This window comes from Thalassobius vesicularis, from assembly GCF_004799325.1.
GTDB lineage: Bacteria > Pseudomonadota > Alphaproteobacteria > Rhodobacterales > Rhodobacteraceae > Thalassobius > Thalassobius vesicularis.
The window spans coordinates 97,655-113,937 of record NZ_SSMD01000001.1 but is presented as its reverse complement, the minus strand read 5'-3'; the positions used below and the strand labels follow the sequence as shown (position 1 = coordinate 113,937).

The 16,283-nt window shown below is 64.6% G+C and carries 14 protein-coding genes; 5 read left to right on the top strand and 9 right to left on the bottom strand.

The window, feature by feature from the left end:
• The first annotated feature begins 21 nt into the window (after positions 1 to 21).
• From dut to E7681_RS00515, 3 genes are read left to right on the top strand one after another with little or no spacing between them, the layout of a single operon-like run.
• On the top strand, positions 22 to 486 hold the full coding sequence (dut, locus tag E7681_RS00525) for a dUTP diphosphatase (protein WP_136337905.1): 465 nt from the start codon (positions 22 to 24) through the stop codon (positions 484 to 486).
• Positions 486 to 1,520, top strand: a complete 1,035-nt coding sequence (locus E7681_RS00520) for a HesA/MoeB/ThiF family protein (RefSeq protein ID WP_136337304.1) — start codon at positions 486 to 488, stop codon at positions 1,518 to 1,520. Before dut ends, E7681_RS00520 begins: the two co-directional genes overlap by 1 nt.
• Positions 1,521 to 1,576: 56 nt before the next feature.
• The gene (locus E7681_RS00515) at positions 1,577 to 3,589 is read left to right on the top strand and encodes a M3 family metallopeptidase (protein ID WP_136337303.1); all 2,013 of its coding nucleotides are present in this window, start codon (positions 1,577 to 1,579) and stop codon (positions 3,587 to 3,589) included.
• 123 nt (positions 3,590 to 3,712) lie between these two features.
• On the opposite strand, the gene E7681_RS00510 is transcribed toward E7681_RS00515, so the two are convergent.
• From E7681_RS00510 to E7681_RS00495, 4 genes are all read right to left on the bottom strand, one after another.
• Positions 3,713 to 5,209 carry a phosphomannomutase/phosphoglucomutase gene (locus E7681_RS00510; protein WP_136337302.1) on the bottom strand — a complete coding sequence of 499 codons (1,497 nt, stop codon included), beginning with the start codon at positions 5,207 to 5,209 and terminating at the stop codon, positions 3,713 to 3,715.
• Between the two features lie 144 nt (positions 5,210 to 5,353).
• On the bottom strand, positions 5,354 to 7,081 hold the full coding sequence (locus E7681_RS00505; protein ID WP_136337301.1) for a KpsE/RkpR family capsule polysaccharide export protein: 1,728 nt from the start codon (positions 7,079 to 7,081) through the stop codon (positions 5,354 to 5,356).
• Positions 7,059 to 7,718 carry an ABC transporter ATP-binding protein gene (locus tag E7681_RS00500; RefSeq protein WP_136337300.1) on the bottom strand — a complete coding sequence of 220 codons (660 nt, stop codon included), beginning with the start codon at positions 7,716 to 7,718 and terminating at the stop codon, positions 7,059 to 7,061. Before E7681_RS00500 ends, E7681_RS00505 begins: the two co-directional genes overlap by 23 nt.
• Positions 7,719 to 7,907: 189 nt before the next feature.
• Positions 7,908 to 9,155 (bottom strand): Na+/H+ antiporter NhaA, encoded by a 1,248-nt coding sequence (locus tag E7681_RS00495; protein WP_136337299.1) that lies wholly within the window; start codon positions 9,153 to 9,155, stop codon positions 7,908 to 7,910.
• Positions 9,156 to 9,331: 176 nt separating this feature from the next.
• Here E7681_RS00495 and E7681_RS00490 point away from each other — a divergent pair, with 176 nt between their 5' ends.
• Positions 9,332 to 9,919: a uracil-DNA glycosylase family protein gene (locus E7681_RS00490; protein WP_136337904.1), complete on the top strand. Its 588-nt coding sequence runs from the start codon at positions 9,332 to 9,334 to the stop codon at positions 9,917 to 9,919.
• Positions 9,912 to 10,703, top strand: a complete 792-nt coding sequence (locus E7681_RS00485; protein WP_136337298.1) for an SseB family protein — start codon at positions 9,912 to 9,914, stop codon at positions 10,701 to 10,703. Before E7681_RS00490 ends, E7681_RS00485 begins: the two co-directional genes overlap by 8 nt.
• Before the next feature lie 116 nt (positions 10,704 to 10,819).
• Here E7681_RS00485 and E7681_RS00480 read toward each other — a convergent pair whose 3' ends face one another.
• The 5 genes from E7681_RS00480 to mreC are packed head-to-tail and all read right to left on the bottom strand — an operon-like array spanning position 10,820 to position 16,269.
• Entirely contained in the window at positions 10,820 to 11,749 is a 930-nt protein-coding gene (locus tag E7681_RS00480) for a 2-hydroxyacid dehydrogenase (protein ID WP_136337297.1), read from the bottom strand.
• Positions 11,750 to 11,752: 3 nt separating this feature from the next.
• Positions 11,753 to 12,892: a rod shape-determining protein RodA gene (rodA, locus tag E7681_RS00475; protein ID WP_136337296.1), complete on the bottom strand. Its 1,140-nt coding sequence runs from the start codon at positions 12,890 to 12,892 to the stop codon at positions 11,753 to 11,755.
• Positions 12,889 to 14,832: a penicillin-binding protein 2 gene (gene mrdA / locus E7681_RS00470; RefSeq protein WP_136337295.1), complete on the bottom strand. Its 1,944-nt coding sequence runs from the start codon at positions 14,830 to 14,832 to the stop codon at positions 12,889 to 12,891. The genes rodA and mrdA overlap by 4 nt, the downstream gene beginning before the upstream one ends.
• Entirely contained in the window at positions 14,829 to 15,368 is a 540-nt protein-coding gene (locus E7681_RS00465) for a rod shape-determining protein MreD (protein WP_136337294.1), read from the bottom strand. The genes mrdA and E7681_RS00465 overlap by 4 nt, the downstream gene beginning before the upstream one ends.
• Positions 15,361 to 16,269: a rod shape-determining protein MreC gene (gene mreC, locus E7681_RS00460; RefSeq protein ID WP_136337293.1), complete on the bottom strand. Its 909-nt coding sequence runs from the start codon at positions 16,267 to 16,269 to the stop codon at positions 15,361 to 15,363. The genes E7681_RS00465 and mreC overlap by 8 nt, the downstream gene beginning before the upstream one ends.
• Between the last annotated feature and the right edge of the window lie 14 nt (positions 16,270 to 16,283).

Sequence of the window (16,283 nt, the reverse complement as noted above, 5' to 3'; positions counted from 1 at the left end):
AAAGAAGAGGAAGAAGGCGTCATGGTGACTGTCGCGCTGATGTGGACTGAAGAGGCAGATCGCGGTTTGCCTTTGCCGTCATACGAAACCGCCGGCGCGGCGGGCGCTGATCTGCGCGCGAATTTCGACGCGGCGCGGCGGGACGAGGGCGTTGTTCTGGCCCCCGGTGCGCGCGCGCTGGTGCCGACGGGGCTGAAGCTGGAAATCCCGCAGGGGTACGAGGTGCAGATCCGCCCTCGTTCCGGGTTGGCGCTGAAGCATGGGATCACACTGCCCAACAGTCCGGGGACGATCGACAGCGATTATCGCGGGCCTTTGGGGGTGATCGTGATGAATGCGGGGGATCAGTCGTTCCACATCGCGCATGGTGATCGGATTGCGCAGATGGTGGTGGCACCGGTGGTGCAGGCTGCGTTCGTGATGGCCGGGGCGTTGAGTGAAACGGACCGTGGCGAGGGCGGGTTCGGCTCGACCGGGCGGGGCTGATGGGGCTGGTCTTGGCGATGGCGGCGGCGCTCTGGGGGATGGGCGTTGTGATGAAGGCGCCGATCCGGGTGCGCGCGGTGATGCTGGGTGCGCTGTGGGCGGCGGTGGTGTTGGTTCACCTTGTGCTGCCCGAAGGGCATGTCCTGCGGCTGAACACGGGCGGCAGCGTTGTGCCGTGGCTGATGCTGGGGGGGATTGCCGCTCTGGTGCTGGCTTATCGCGCCGGGTTGCGCTGGCTGCGGGCGCGGGCGGTTCCGGTGGTTGAGGCCGCGCCGCAGACCTTCACCGAGACCGAATTGAACCGCTATGCCCGCCACATCGTGCTGCGGGAAATCGGTGGCAAGGGCCAGAAACGGCTGAAGAATGCTCGTGTTCTGGTGATCGGGGCCGGGGGGCTGGGCTCGCCCGCCTTGTTGTATCTGGCAGCGGCGGGTGTCGGCACCATCGGGGTCATTGATGATGACGAGGTGGACAACTCGAACCTGCAGCGGCAGGTGATCCATTCGGACGCGGCCATCGGGATGCCCAAGGTGTTTTCCGCGCAAAAGGCGATGGAGGCGCAGAACCCCTTTGTCACCGTGCGCCCCTACAAGCGCCGTCTGGCCGCCGAGGATGCCGAGGCGCTGTTCGCCGAGTATGATCTGGTGCTGGACGGTACCGACAATTTCACCACGCGCTATTTGGCGAATGCGGCGGCGGTGAAGCGGGGGATCCCGCTGATCTCGGGCGCACTGGCGCAGTGGGAGGGGCAGATCAGCGTCTTCGACCCGGCCAAGGGCGGCCCCTGCTATCAATGCGTGTTTCCGCAGGCCCCTGCCGCAGGTCTGGCCCCGTCTTGTGCCGAGGCCGGGGTGATCGGCCCCTTGCCCGGTGTGATCGGCGCGATGATGGCGGTCGAGGCGGTCAAACTGATCGCCGGGGCAGGCGCGCCCCTGCGTGGCGAGATGCTGATTTATGACGCGCTTTGGGGTGAGACCCGCAAGATCACCCTGAAAAAGCGCGCCGATTGCCCGGTTTGCGGGGGAATGCACTAGGCGCTCTGGACGGGCCGCGACGGGGTGATTACCTGTTGCTCCAAAGGAGACTTCGCATGACCAATCCGCTTTTGTCCCACTGGGATACGCCGTTCGAACTGGCCCCCTTCGATGCCATCAAGGACGAGGATTTCGCCCCCGCCTTTGCCGAGGCGCTGGAGGCGCACAAGGCCGAGATCGCGGCGATTGCCAACAATCCCGAAGCCCCGACATTCGCCAATACCGTCGAGGCGCTAGAGACCGCAGGCAAGGCGTTGGATCAGGTTCTGTCGGTGTTCTACACGGTCTCGGGCGCGGACAGCACCCCCGCGCGCGAGGCGCTGCAGACCGAGTTTTCCCCCAAGCTGGCAGCTCATTGGGCGGCGATTTCCTCGAACAAGGCGCTGTTCGGGCGGGTGGCCGATCTGTGGGCGCGCAAGGATGATCTGGGCCTGATCGCCGAACAGGCGCGCGTGCTGATGCTGACGCATCGCGGCTTCGTGCGCTCGGGTGCAGCGCTGGAGGGGGCGCAGGATGCTCGCATGGCCGAGATCAAGTCGCGTCTGGCCTCGCTCGGCACGCAATTCACCCAGAACCTGCTGGCGGACGAACGCGCGTGGTTCATGGAGCTGACCGAGGCCGATCTGGACGGGCTGCCCGATTTCGTGGTCAAGGCGATGCGCGCGGCGGGTCAGGAAAAGGGCGTCGCAGGGCCGGTGGTGACGCTGGCGCGTTCGATCATCACGCCGTTTTTGCAATTCTCGTCCCGGCGCGATCTGCGCGAGGTGGCCTACAAGGCGTTCATCGCGCGCGGGGCCAATGGGGGCGAGACGGACAATCGTACGATTTCGGCCGAAATTCTTACGTTGCGCCAGGAACGGGCTCAGCTTTTGGGCTATGACAGCTTTGCTGCCTACAAGCTGGAAACCGAGATGGCCAAGACGCCCGAGCGCGTCGAAGAGCTGTTGATGGCCGTCTGGACCCCCGCCAAAGCCCGCGCCGAGGCCGACGCCAAGGTGCTGGAGGACATGATGCACGCGGACGGTATCAACGGCGATCTGGAGGCCTGGGACTGGCACTATTACGCTGCACGCCGTCGCAAGGCTGAACATGATCTGGATGAGGCCGCGCTGAAGCCCTACCTGCAGCTGGACCGCATGATCGAAGCGTCGTTCGCCTGCGCCAACCGCTTGTTTGGCCTGGAGTTTTCGCCGCTGGACGTGCCTTTGTACCACCCCGATTGTCGGGCGTGGGAGGTGACGCGCAATGGCGAACATGTGGCCGTTTTCATCGGCGATTACTTCGCGCGCGGGTCCAAGCGCTCGGGGGCGTGGTGCTCGGCGATGCGGGCGCAGGCGAAGTTCCCGCAGGTGCAGACCCCGGTCGTGATCAACGTGTGCAACTTTGCCAAGGGTGACCCGGCGCTGCTGTCCTATGACGACGCGCGGACACTGTTCCACGAATTTGGCCACGCGCTGCACCAGATGCTGTCGGATGTGACCTATGAAAGCATCTCGGGCACCTCGGTCGCGCGGGATTTCGTGGAACTGCCCTCGCAGCTCTACGAGCACTGGCTGGAGGTGCCGCAGGTGCTGGCCGAGTTCGCAACCCATGCCGAAACCGGCGCACCGATGCCGACCGAGATGTTGGAGAAGGTGCTGGGCGCGGCGAATTTCGATCAGGGGTTCCAGACGGTGGAATATGTCGCCTCGGCGCTGGTCGATCTGGCGTTCCATCGCGGCGACGCCCCGGCCGATCCGATGGCGATGCAGGCCGAGGTTCTGGCCGGGCTGGGGATGCCCAAGCAGATCGCCATGCGCCACGCCACCCCGCATTTCGCGCATGTTTTTGCGGGCGACGGCTATAGCGCTGGCTATTACAGCTACATGTGGTCTGAGGTGATGGATGCCGACGCATTCGAGGCGTTTGAGGAGGCGGGCGATGCGTTTGACGCGGCGACCGCGCAAGCGTTGCAGGCGAACATTCTGTCGACCGGCGGTTCCGAGGATGCCGAGGCGCTGTATGTGGCGTTCCGCGGCCGGATGCCGGGGGTCGAGGCCCTGCTGAAGGGGCGTGGGTTGGCGGCCTAAAGGGGGCTTTGCCCCCTCTGCGTTGAAAATGCAGCCATTTTCAACGCATTCACCCCCAGGATATTTGGAAAAAGAAGAAGGCCCGGCGGTTCAGTGCCGGGCCTTTTCCGTTGAGATGGGAGATCAGATGGTCTGGTCGTAGTCGCCGACACCGGGTTCGGTGCGGATGACGTCGTCGACGGCGGCGAAGATGGCGCGCATCTCGGCGTCGCTTTCGCTGCTTTCGCAGACCACCACCAGGTTGGGGGTGTTCGACGAGGCACGGACCAGCCCCCAGGAGCCGTTTTCCAGGATCACGCGGGCACCGTTGACGGTGACGACCTCTTTGACAGCTTTGCCGGCAAAGCTGTCGCCGGCGTCGGCCTTGGCGACCAGTTTCTGCACGATGCGCTCGAGGATGTCGTATTTTTCCTCGTCGGCGGCATAGGGCGACATGGTCGGGGTCGAGTAGGTTTTCGGCAGGGCCTTGCGAAGGTCCGACATCGACATGTCGGGGTTGCGGTCCATCAGTTTGCAGATCTCGACCGCGACGCGCATGCCGTCGTCGTAGCCGCGCCCGATCGGTTCGGCCAGGAAGTAGTGGCCGGATTTTTCAAAGCCTGCCAGCGCGCCCAGGGCGTGGACGCGGCGCTTCATGTGGCTGTGGCCGGTTTTCCAGTAGTCCGCCTTGACGCCGTGCTTTTGCAGTTCGGGGTCCGAGGCGAAGAGGCCGGTCGATTTCACGTCGGCCACGAAGGTCGAGCCGGGGTAGAGCTTGGCCAGGTCGCGCGCCATGATGACGCCCACCTTGTCGGCAAAAATCTCTTCGCCCTCGTCGTCTACCACGCCACAGCGGTCGCCGTCACCGTCAAAGCCAAGCGCGAAATCGGCGCCCGAGGCCTTCACGCTGTCGGCCATGTCATGCAGCATTTCCATGGCTTCGGGGTTCGGGTTGTAGTTGGGGAAGGTGTAGTCCAGCTCGTTATGGCTGGGGACGATTTCCACGCCGATGCGTTCGAACAGCGCCGGCGCAAAGGCCGAGGCTGTGCCGTTGCCGGTGGCGCAGACGACCTTGAGCTTGCGGGACATTTTGAAGTCGCCGACCAGATCGTCCATGTAGGCATCCCAGACGCCATCGACGAATTCATAACCGCCACCGGGTGCCGGTTCGCCCTTGCCGTTCAGCACGATGTCTTTCAGTTCGGCCATCTCGTCGGGGCCGTGGGTCAGCGGACGCTGGAAGCCCATCTTGACCCCGGTCCAGCCGTTCGGGTTGTGGCTGGCCGTCACCATCGCCACGGCGGGCGCGTCCAGGTGGAACTGGCTGAAATAGGCCATGGGGGTGATGCAAGGGCCGATATCCTTGACCTGGATACCCGCCTGCATCAGGCCGATCACCAGCGCGTTCTTGATCGCCAGCGAGTAGTCGCGGTAGTCGTTGCCGACGGCGATCACCGGCTCCAGACCGTGCTTGCGCATCTGGGTGCCAATGCCCAGGCCGAGGGCCGTCATGCCGGGCAGGTTGATCTCGTCGGGGTATTTCCAGCGCGCGTCATATTCGCGGAAACCCGTCGGTTTGATCATCGGTGACTTCAGAAAATCCCACGTGTTCGGGGTGACGATATAATTCGGTTTGGTCACAGTCAGCTCGCTGTTTGAAATCAGAAAAAAGGTCTAACCGGTTAACGGTATGCCCCCCCTGCAGGGGGAATACAACATTCTTGCGCCGCGTTTTTCGGCAGGTGAACCGGAAGTGACGCGTTTATGGGCAACGGCGGTGGTTGCTCAGTTGGAAACCTGTTCCCTCAGGATCGAGGCGGTCAAAGAGAACATCAGGTAAAGGCCCGAGAAAACCAAGAATGCCAAAAGGGTGCTTTCGAACGATCTGGGATAGCTGGGGGCATCCGGCGGGACAGGTTTGACCGAAGTGGTCAGGTAACGCACCTGGCGGTTCGCCTCTTGCGCGGTCTGTTTCTCGTTTTGCAGGGCCGATTGCAGGAACAGATCAGCCGTCGCAAGGTCGGCCTGCGCGATCTGGATCTGCGCCGCCTTGGCCGCCAGCGAGGTGTCGCCAGCAGTCGCTTGGGTCAGGCGCGCGCTTTGCTTGGTCAGCTCTTCTTTCAGCAGGCGGATTTCCGTGCGCAACGCATCGACGCGGGGTTTCGAGGGGCGCGGGTTGTTCAGCAGCGTCTGCAGTTGCAGTTCCTTTTCCTGAAGCTGCAGCTCGACGTTGTTCATCAGGGCGCGGATGCTGGCGATCTCGCCCTCGGGGTCCAGCAGCGTGCCTTCTTGCAGTTGCACCAGACGGACCTGTGCCTCGCGGCGTTCGCGCTTGGCTTCTTCCAGACTGGTACGGGCTTCTTTCATCTGGTCCTCGCGCTTGCGACGGGACAGGTCATCGACGCGCTCTTCAGCATAGCCGATCAGGTGCTCGGAAAACGCCGCGCTGATCTTGGGGTCGGCGGCGATCACTTCCATGCGGATCACGCCCTCGGTCGGGTCATAGCCGATCTGGACGTTTTTCTTGTAGATCGTGTAGGCCGCTTCGTCCGTGGCGCCGGGTTCCAGCCGTTGGATCGGGTCGATGCCGTCCTGGCTGAAATGGGCCTTGAAGCCCAGGTCGCGGTCTAGTCGCAGCATCGCGTCGCGGGATTTCAGATAGGACTGAACCGCGATCGCATCCTGGTTGGTGGCGAATTGCGTGCCGCTCAGCAGCCCACCCAGGGCCGAGCCGCCAACGGCGTCCGCCTCTAGGATCAGGAATTCGGACTTGGTGCCGTACATGGGCGAGGCGACGGCGAAGAAATACCAGCCGGCCAGGATCGTGGGCAGGAAGACAAAGAACGCCAGGCGCGACAGCAGCAGCAGGGATTTACGGCGACGACGGCGGGCGATGTCGCGCTGAATCTCGGTGATTTCGCGCACGCGCCGTTCAGCCGGGCTCAGCTCGGTCGAGGGCAGCTGCGCTTCGCGGGCCGGGACGGTTTGCGGCAACTGGGGCGCGGCGACGGTCGCAGGGACGTTGTCCTGCGGCACCACCAGTTCCAGCATGGTCGAGCGTTGGAACGGATCGATCCCCTTGGCGCGCAGCAGGCGCACCGCGTCGAAGTCCGAGGTCGGGGCCAGCCCGTGCTTTTGCGCCACGCGGCGGGCCATGCGCAATTGCCGGCCGGTCAGCCCCTCGCGGCGGATTTCGTCAATCGTGTTTTCGCCCTTCACCTGCCGAGGAGAGGCGACCTCGCCCGCCTGTGCGGGCGCCTTTTCAGGCTCTTTCCCGACGGTTTCAAACGCGTCGGGCAGGCCCGGGTCGCGGTTGGGGTCGGCCATCGGTTCGGGCATGGGGTCGGGTGCTACGGCGCGCAGGTGGCGACGGATGCCTGCCTCGGGCTTGGGCTGGTCCTCGGCCATTTCGGCTGGCTCCATATGCTCCGCAACGACGCTGGGATGGCCCCCGTAGGAGAGGGGCTGGCTGCGGCGGACACGGAACTTTCTAGCTTTTGGTTTCGTAGTCATACAGCCTCTTGGCCTCTTCCAAGGTATCGAACATATGCAGCTTGCCGTTCATCAGAACGGCCGCCGAACGGGCGAATTTTTCCAGCGTTGCAGGCTGGTGCGAGACGATGATCACCGTGGTGGTTCTCAGCCGTTCGCGCAGGATGTCACCGGCTTTCTTGTTGAACTCGACATCGGTGGTGCCGGGCATCCCTTCGTCGATCAGGTATATATCGAAGTCCAGCGCCAGCAGAAGCGCAAAGGAAAACCGCGATTTCATCCCGGCACTATAGGTGCCCAGCGGTTGGTCGAAATACTCGCCCAGGCCACACAGCCAGCGGCAGAATGCCTCGACATAGTCGGGGTCCAGGCCATAGAGGCGCGCGATGTAGCGGCTGTTCTCCATCGCCGAATGCTTGTTCACGACGCCACCCATGAAGCCCAGCGGAAAGCTGACATTGCAGCTGCGCCGAATGGCGCCTTCGTCCGGTTTTTCCAGCCCGGCCATCATGTTGATCAGCGTCGTCTTGCCAGTGCCGTTGGGGGCCAGAATGCCCAGCGACTGCCCCAAATCCACGCGAAAGGACACACGGTCAAGGATCACCTTCCGCTGTGTACCCGTCCAGAAGGACTTGCTGACATTTTCGAACTCCAGCATCACTGGCTCCGGCGCTGCTCTTGGCTTCTCGATACCGGCCGCGTCTTTCGACGAGTTTAATCTTTGGGCGGTCCGATCCGAGGTTTAACGTAAAATCTTACATTCTTTCTGGGCGAAAATAAGGCCCGGAAATGCGGAAACCGGCCCCTTTCGAGGCCGGTTTCGCAAGATTGTGAACGGTTGTGCCGGTCAGAGTTCGCGTTTTTCCACGCGGCAGACGACCCCTGCAATCAGCGACATTGCTGCGGCGGCAAAGCTGAACAGGGCGCCCATCTTGGCGGCGTCTTGCACCGGACCACCCGGGAAGGCGACCGAAGCGACGAACAGCGACACGGTAAAGCCGATGGCGGCAACGCAGCCCAGAACGAACAGGTCGATGGTCCGCATCCCTTTTGGCAGGCCAAAGCGCAACACATGCGCGCCGATGATGCCCATGATCAGGATGCCCACCGGCTTGCCGATCAGCAGACCGCCCAGCACCAGCCAGGTCGGCTCGCCGATGGCCGAGAATTCGACGCCGGCATTCATCAGGCCAAAGAAGAACAGGATGATCTCGACCGGGTGTTTCAGCGCATGTTCGATGTGGTTCAACAGGTCCGACAGGTACTGCTCGGCCTCGCTGAAGATACCAAAGGCGCGGTCGGCGTGCGGGATGGTCGGCACGATCGGCAGCAGGCCCAGAGCCGGGTGGATACCCGCGCGCATGAAGGCGTACCAGCTGATGCAGCCCGCGATCAGATAGGGCCAGAAGCTGATTTTCTGACGCATCCAGGTCGAGGTCGGGCGATCCTGGTTGCCGCGGTCCAGATGGCGGGGCAGCCAGTTGAACAGCACGAACACACCGACGGCAGCAGCCAGCGAGACCAGCAGCCAGATCGGGGCCAGCTCGGCCGAGGGGTAGAAGATCGCAAGGATGATCAGGCCAGCGGCGTCATCGGCAATCGCCAACAGCAGCAGGAAGCGCACGGCAGGGTGGCCCGCGCCGAACACCAGGCGGCCAACCAGGTACGAGAACGCGATGTCGGTCGCGGTCGGGATGGCCCAGCCGTTCTTGACCGCTTCGAACGTGTCGGGCCAGAAGAACACTGCCATGCCCAGGTAGACGGCGATCGGGCCCAGCATCCCGCCAGCGGTGGCGATCAGCGGCGTCGCGGCCTTTTTCCCGCGCAGCGAGCCGTTCTTCAGGATCACCGCTTCCCAGACTTCCTTGGCGGCGATGGCGAAGAACAGCGCCATCAGCACGTCGTTGACCAGATAGTGCAGCGTCAGCGTGCGGTGTCCGTCATGCAGATGCCCGATGGGAGCATGTTCCCACAGGGGCATCTCGACGAAGTGGTGATAGCTTTCGGCATCCACATTGGCCCAGACCAGCGCCATCAGCGCGCCGATGATCAGCAGCAGTGAATAGTTGGTGACGAAATTCCAAACGCGATACATCCAACTCCCCGTCATGTTCTGTATTCGGATGGTCGCGAGACCTATGGCATTTGCGCCAAATCGGCAACCGAAAGCCTTGTTTGTCGGTCCGAATTTGACATTTTCCAACGAAATGTAGCGGATTTCGAGGTCACGCGAGGGTAGGAAGCAGTGCGAAGGACAGCTATATGCCAAGCATGACCGAACTGGCGCAGCAGATTCAGGAATGTCGCCTGTGCGAGGGGCGCTTTGCCGGGACGGCGACGCGTCACCGGCCGAATCCGGTCGTTTGGTTCCGGCCTTCGGCGCGGGTGCTGATCGCGGGGCAAGCGCCGGGGATGCGGGTGCATGAGACCGGGCTGCCGTTCAACGATGCCTCGGGCGACCGGCTGCGCGACTGGCTGGGGCTGGGTCGGGACGCGTTCTATGACCGCGACCGCGTGGCGCTGGTGCCGATGGCGTTCTGCTTTCCGGGCTATGACGCCAAGGGCTCGGACCTGCCGCCGCCCAAGGTTTGCGGCCAGACGTGGCACTCCAAGGTCATGGAATCGCTGACAAATCTGCGGATGATCGTGCTGGTGGGGGGCTATTCGCAAAGCTATCACATGGGCGGGCGCGTGCCGGTGACCCAGCGCGTCGCCGCGTGGCGCGACCATGCGCCCCGGGTTTTTCCCTTGCCTCATCCGTCCTGGCGCAATACCGCTTGGCTGCGCCGCAACCCGTGGTTCGAGGACGAGCTGGTCCCGGAACTTCGCACGCAAATTCAAAGGCTTATGAATGACTGAGCACACGCCCCTGGACGCCGCCCACGCCGCCATGATCGCAGATGAGGGCAACGACGCCGCCCGCCTGCGCTTTTACGAGCGACTGGCGGATAGCGAATTGTTCCTGCTGCTGACCGAGGAACCGAGCGGCGAAAACATCTCGCCCGAGGTGTTTGAAGTGCAGGATCAGGCCTTTGTCCTGGTCTTTGACCGCGAGGAGCGCCTGGCGGATTTCGTTGGAAAAACAGCGCCTTACGCGGCGCTTTCCGGGCGGATCGTGGCGGGGCTGCTGGCCCAGCAGGGCATGGGGCTGGGGCTGAACCTGGAGGTCGCGCCGTCCTCGATCCTGATCCCGCCGCAGGCCGTGGCTTGGCTGGACGAAACGCTGGGCAATGCCCCCGACGAGGCCGAGGCACGCATCACCGAAGTCACCCCGCCGGTCGGGATGCCCGAGAACCTGTTGTCGGGTCTGGACGCCAAGCTGGCGACCGCCGCCGGACTGGCCCACAGCGCCTATCTGGTTGGAGTCATTTACGAAAATGGCGTCCGCTCGCATCTGTTGGCTTTCGTGGACGCGGTGCCGGGGGCCGAGGGGGCGCTGGCGAAAGCGGTGTCCGAGGCGCTGACATTCTCGGGCATCGAGGCGGGGGCGCTGGACGTCAGCTTTATCCGCGCGAGCGACCAGAAGGCCGCGGTTTTCGCCAAATGGGGCCTGCAATTCGAGCTGCCCGTGCCGGAAGAGGCGCAGGAAATCGGGAGGGTCGCGCCGGGCACCGACCCCAGCAAACCGCCCATTCTGCGCTGATCGTTTCAGGGGGTTTGTGGGGTTTGACCCGCAAACCACAGGGAAAGCCTGCGCCGGTTTCGGCGGCGGGATTTTGAGTATTTGGATCAGAAAGAAACCAAGGGCGGGGTGCGCCGTCAGTAGCCCAGGGCGCGGTCGACGAGGTAGAGCAGGGGCTGTCCGGCCTCGCTGCGTCGGACGTTTTCGGCGATCACTTCGGAGGCGGTTTCGGGCCGGGTTTCGGACGCGATATGCGGGGTCACCGTGACGCGGGGGTGAGCCCAGTAGGGGTGATCTTTCGGCAAAGGCTCGATCCGGAAGACATCGAGCGTGGCGCGGCTGACCTGGCCGGTCTTGAGGGCGGCGAGCAGGGCGTCGTCGTCGATCAGCGGGCCGCGGCCGGGGTTGATGATCGCGGCACCGGGGGCCAGCAGGGACAGCGTGCGGGCGTTCAGGGTGTTCTCGGTCGCGGGGGTTTTCGGCAGCAGCAGGACGACGATCTCGGCGCCGGTCAGGGCCTGGTCCAGCCCGTCCGCGCCGTGCAGGCAGCGGATGCCGGGATGCGATTTGGGCGAGCGGCTGTAGCCGGTGACGTCGAAGCCCAGCGTGGCGAGGGCGGTGGCGCAGGCGCTGCCCAGCTCGCCCATGCCAAGCACGGTGACTTTGCGGTCGCGGGCCAGTTTGGGGATGTGGCGGGTCCAGCTGCCGTCCTGGTGTTCAAGGTCGAAGTCGATGTCGAGGTGGTGGCGCAGGACGTGGCCGGTGACCCATTCGACCATGCCCTGACGCAGGCCGAAATCGACCATGCGGGCCAGCGGCTGGGTCAGGGTGGGGTTGCCGACGATCGCCTCGACCCCGGCCCAGAGGTTCAGCACGGCCTTGGTGCGGGTGTAGGGGGTGAAGTCCTGCAGCGGCGAGTTGGGGGCGTAGACGATGTAATCGACCTGATCGGCGGCGTGATCTGTGCGCAGATCGACCGAGAGGCCGGCCTTGGCGAAGGCATCGCGCAGGGGGATCTGATACTCGGGCCAGCGGGTGGGGTGGCCGGCGAAAAGGACGTTGATCATGGCTTACCTCGGGCGGTGGACATGGGCGCTTTGGACCAGGCCGAAGGCGGCCAGAAGCACCAGCATAGCAGAGCCGCCATAGCTGACCAGCGGCAAGGGCACGCCGACCACGGGGGCCAGGCCCATCACCATCGACATGTTCACCGCGAAGAACAGGAAGAAGGTCATCGCGATGCCCAGCGTCAGCAGCGAGGAGAAGCGGTCCTTGTTCTGGAAGGCGGCGGCGACGCAGAAGATGATGATCAGCGCGTACAGCATCAGCAGGGAGAAGCCGCCGAGGAAGCCGAACTCTTCGGCGAGGGTGGTGAAGATGAAGTCGGTGTGTTTTTCCGGCAAGAAGTTCAGGCGCGATTGGGTGCCTTGCATGAAGCCGCGCCCGGCCCAGCCGCCCGAGCCAAGCGCGATCTTGGATTGCGTGATGTGATAACCCGAGCCCAACGGATCGCTGCCCGGATCAAGGAAGGTGTCGATGCGGCGGAACTGGTAGTCCTTGATCAGCTGCCACGTGGTACCGCGCGACTGGAACACCGCTGTCACCAGGCCGACGCCCATCGCGATCACGGCGGCGAAATAGCCCCAGTGCACCCCGGCGAAGAACATCATCGCGCCGCCCGCCGTCAGCAGCAGGATCGCGGTGCCAAGGTCAGGCTGTTTCAGCACCAGCGCGGTTGGCAGCAGGATCAGGAACACCGGCAACGCCACCCAGATCGGGTGCGAGACCTTTTTCACCGGCAGCCAGTCGTAATAGGCGGCCAGCAGCATCACCAGTGTGATCTTGGCCAGTTCGGACGGTTGCAGGCGCATGAAGCCCAGGTCGATCCAGCGCTGTGCGCCCATGCCGACGGTGCCGAAAAATTCCACGAACAGCAGCAGGGCCAGCGCGCCCAGATAGGCCACGCCCGCGATGTTGCGCCAGAAATAGATCGGGACCATGCCGACGATGATCATCACGACCATGCCAAGGGCAAAGCGTTTCATCTGCGGCTCGGCCCAGGGCTGGAACGAGCCACCGGCGACCGAGTACAGCATCAGGAACCCGAAACACGCGACCGAGGTCAGCAGCAGCGCCAGCGGCCAATGCAGGAACAGCAGCTTGCGGATGCCCGAGGGGGTCGTTTTGACGGAATACTCAAGATAGCTCATGTGCGCACCTTGCCGACGGTGCCGAAATCGGGGCGTTCCCGTTTCAGCCGGTCTTGTAGCGCCTTGATGCGGTCGCGGTCTTTTTCCGGGTAGGCGGTCAGGGGCGGGTCTTCGCCGTAAAGCGCCTGCAGGGTGATGTCGCGCGCAATCGGCGCCGCCGCGGCCGAGCCGCCGCCGCCATGTTCGACCACCACCGCCACGGCATAGCGCGGGTTGTCGAAGGGGGCGAAGTTGACGAACAGCGCGTGGTCGCGGCGTTCCCAGGGCAGGTCCTCGTTCTTGGTGACGCCGCGCGCCCGTTCGGCGGCGGTGATGTTGCGGACCTGGCTGGTGCCGGTCTTGCCGGCCATGCGGAATTCTTCGGTCACGATGCGGCTGCCATAGGCGGTGCCGCGACGGTTGTTCGAAACCTCGAACATGGCGCGGCGGACCTGACGCAGCAGCGCCTCGTCAACGCCCAGCGGTTCACCGGCACCCGAGGGTTGCTCGACCCCGTCCACGGATTTCAGCAGGCGCGGGGACACGGCGCGGCCGGTGGCGATGCGCGCGCTCATGACCGCCAGTTGCAGCGGCGAGGCCAGCACATAGCCCTGCCCGATCGAGGCGTTCACGGTGTCGCCCACGACCCATTCCTGCCCGGTGTTGGAGGATTTCCATTCCTTGGTGGGGGCGCGGCCGGTGGCGACGGCGGACATCGGGATGTCAAAGCGGTGCCCAAGGCCCAGACGCTCGGCCATGGCCGAGATCTTCTCGATCCCGACCTTGAGGGCGACGTCGTAGTAATAGACGTCGCAGCTTTCGCGGAGCGAGCTTTTCAGGTCGACATGGCCGTGGCCGGTGCGTTTCCAGCAGTGGAAGCGGCGGTTCGAGACCTCCAGGTGGCCGGGGCACCAGACGGTTTCCTCGGGCGAGATGACGCCCGCGTCCAGCGCGGCCAGCGCCGTCACCATCTTGAAGGTCGAGCCGGGCGGGTACAGGCCCTGCACCGATTTCGAGGCGAGCGGGCGGTACTTGTTCTCGGTCAGGGCCCTGTAATCGCTGACGGAAATCCCCTGCACGAACAGGTTCGGGTCGAAACTGGGGGCCGAGGCCATCGCCAGCAGGTCGCCGGTTTCGCAATCGATCACCACGGCGGCCGCACTTTCGTTGCCCAGACGGGCCTGCGCGTAGTTTTGCAAGCGGTGGTCCAGCGTCAGTTGCAGGCTGGCGCCGGGCTGGCCCTCTTGGCGGTCCAGTTCGCGCATGACGCGGCCGACGGCGTTCACCTCGACCCGTTTGGTGCCAGCCTTGCCGCGCAGTTGATCCTCGAGCCGGGCTTCGATGCCGACCTTGCCGATCTGGAAGCGCGGGATGCGCAGCAGCTGGTCGGGGTCTTCGATCTTGGACAGGTCATAGTCCGAGATCGGGCCGACATAGCCCACCACGTTGGCGAAATCCGGCCCCAGCGGATAGCCGCGCGACAGGCCCACCTCGGGGGTGATGCCGGGCAGGGCGGGGGCGTTGACGGCGACGCGGCTGATATCGGCCCAGCTGACACGATCGGCCACGGTGACGGGCAGGAAGGGCGGGCTGCGCTTCATCTCGGTCAGGGCGCGGTTCAGGTCTTCGTCGTCCAGTTCCACCAGGGCAGAAAGGCGGGCGATCACGGTGTCCACGTCGCCGGCATCCTCGCGCACGATGGTCAGCCGGTAGCTGGGTTCGTTCTGCGCGATGGGCAGGCCGTGACGGTCGAAAATCTCGCCCCGCGCGGGCGGGATCAGGCGGACGTTGATGCGGTTTTCCTCGGCCAGCAGGCGGAACTGATCGGCCTGTTCGACCTGCATGTAACGCATCCGGGCGGCCAGCATCGCGGCAAAGCCCAGCTGCATCCCGCCGACGATCAACCCCCGGCGCGAGATGATGCGGGCGCTTTCGGCGCTATCCTTCCCGGGGCGCTTCATGTCCGGCCTCCGATCGCGTCGGCGTCACCGGGCTGCTGTTTCTGCACGCCGAAGACGAAGGCGGTGATCGCGGCGGCGGGCGGGTAGGCGATCACGGTCATCACCGTCTGCATCAGCGTCAGCCCCAGCGGAGCCTGCGGGATCAGCAGGACCGACAGCACCAGCCGCGCGCTGAGCATCAGCACGATGACGGTCACGCCGACGGTCAGCCATTCCACCGCAAAGGTCTGGTCGCGCAACCCGGCCGCGCGGCGTTTCAGGGCCTGGGTGGCCAGCACCGTCAGCGCGGCGGCCAGACCGGGTGGGCGCTGGAACAGCATGTCGGCGGTCAGCATCAGCACGGCGATGGACAGCGCCGGCACGTGATCGGGCCGCCGCACCGCCCAGGCAAAGGTGAAGGCGACGATCAGGTCGGGCCCGGCAAAACTGCTGGGCAGCGTCTGCAGCGGCAGCAGCTGGAAGAAGATGATCATCAGGCCAAGCGACAGGTAGCCCGCCCGCATGATCCACAGCTGAAGCGAGGCGTTCTCAGTCATTTCCGGCCCCGCCAGCGGTTTCAGGCGGCAGCGCGACCCCGGTGACAGGGGCGATCAGCGCGCCATGATCTGTGATGACCTCGGTGCCGGGGTTGCGCAGCACGCGCAGGAATTCCAGACGCTCGTAATCGGCGGACAGGCGCACGCGCAGGCGGCCGCCGGGGTCTTCGGCGACCTGGCCAATCAGCAGGCCCGAGGGGAACACCCCGCCATCGCCCGAGGACACGACCCGGTCACCGGGGCGCACCGCGTCGGGGTTTTCCAGAAAGGCCAGCAGCGGGGCCAGCGTGTTGTCGCCCATCACGATCGCGGTCTGCCCCGAGGGCTGGATCGTCGCCGGAATGCGCGAGGACGTGTCGGTCAGCAGGATCACCCGGCTGGTGCCCTTGCCCACGCCCGAGATGCGCCCGACCAGCCCGATGCCGTCCATCGTGGCCCAGCCGTCCAGGATCCCGTCGCGCTGGCCCACGTTCAGCAGCACCGATTGCCGGAACGGCGAGCCGCTGTCGGCCATCACCACGCCGGTGACATAGGTCAGGCGCGGGTCCAGCCGGACGTTGTTCAGATCCAGCAGGCGGGCGTTTTCCTGCTCCAGCTGGAGGGCGGCCTCTTTCCAGGCTTTCATCTGTTGCAACTCGCGGCGCAGCTCGGCGTTCTGTTCGACGATGCGGCGGTAGGACTGGAAATCACGCGCCAGGTGGACCGCACCGGTCACGGGCGCCATCGCCCAGTCGAACGAGGGCACGACGGTGTCGATCACCTTGGCGCGGAAGCGTTCCACGCGCGGGCTGTCGATGCGCCAGACGATGAAGATGCCGATCAGGCACAGGATGACCACCCCCGTCAGCAAACGCTTTAGCGGGGCGATGAAATCCTCTGACTGGTTCCGATCCTTGGCCAATCGTCCCCCTTACA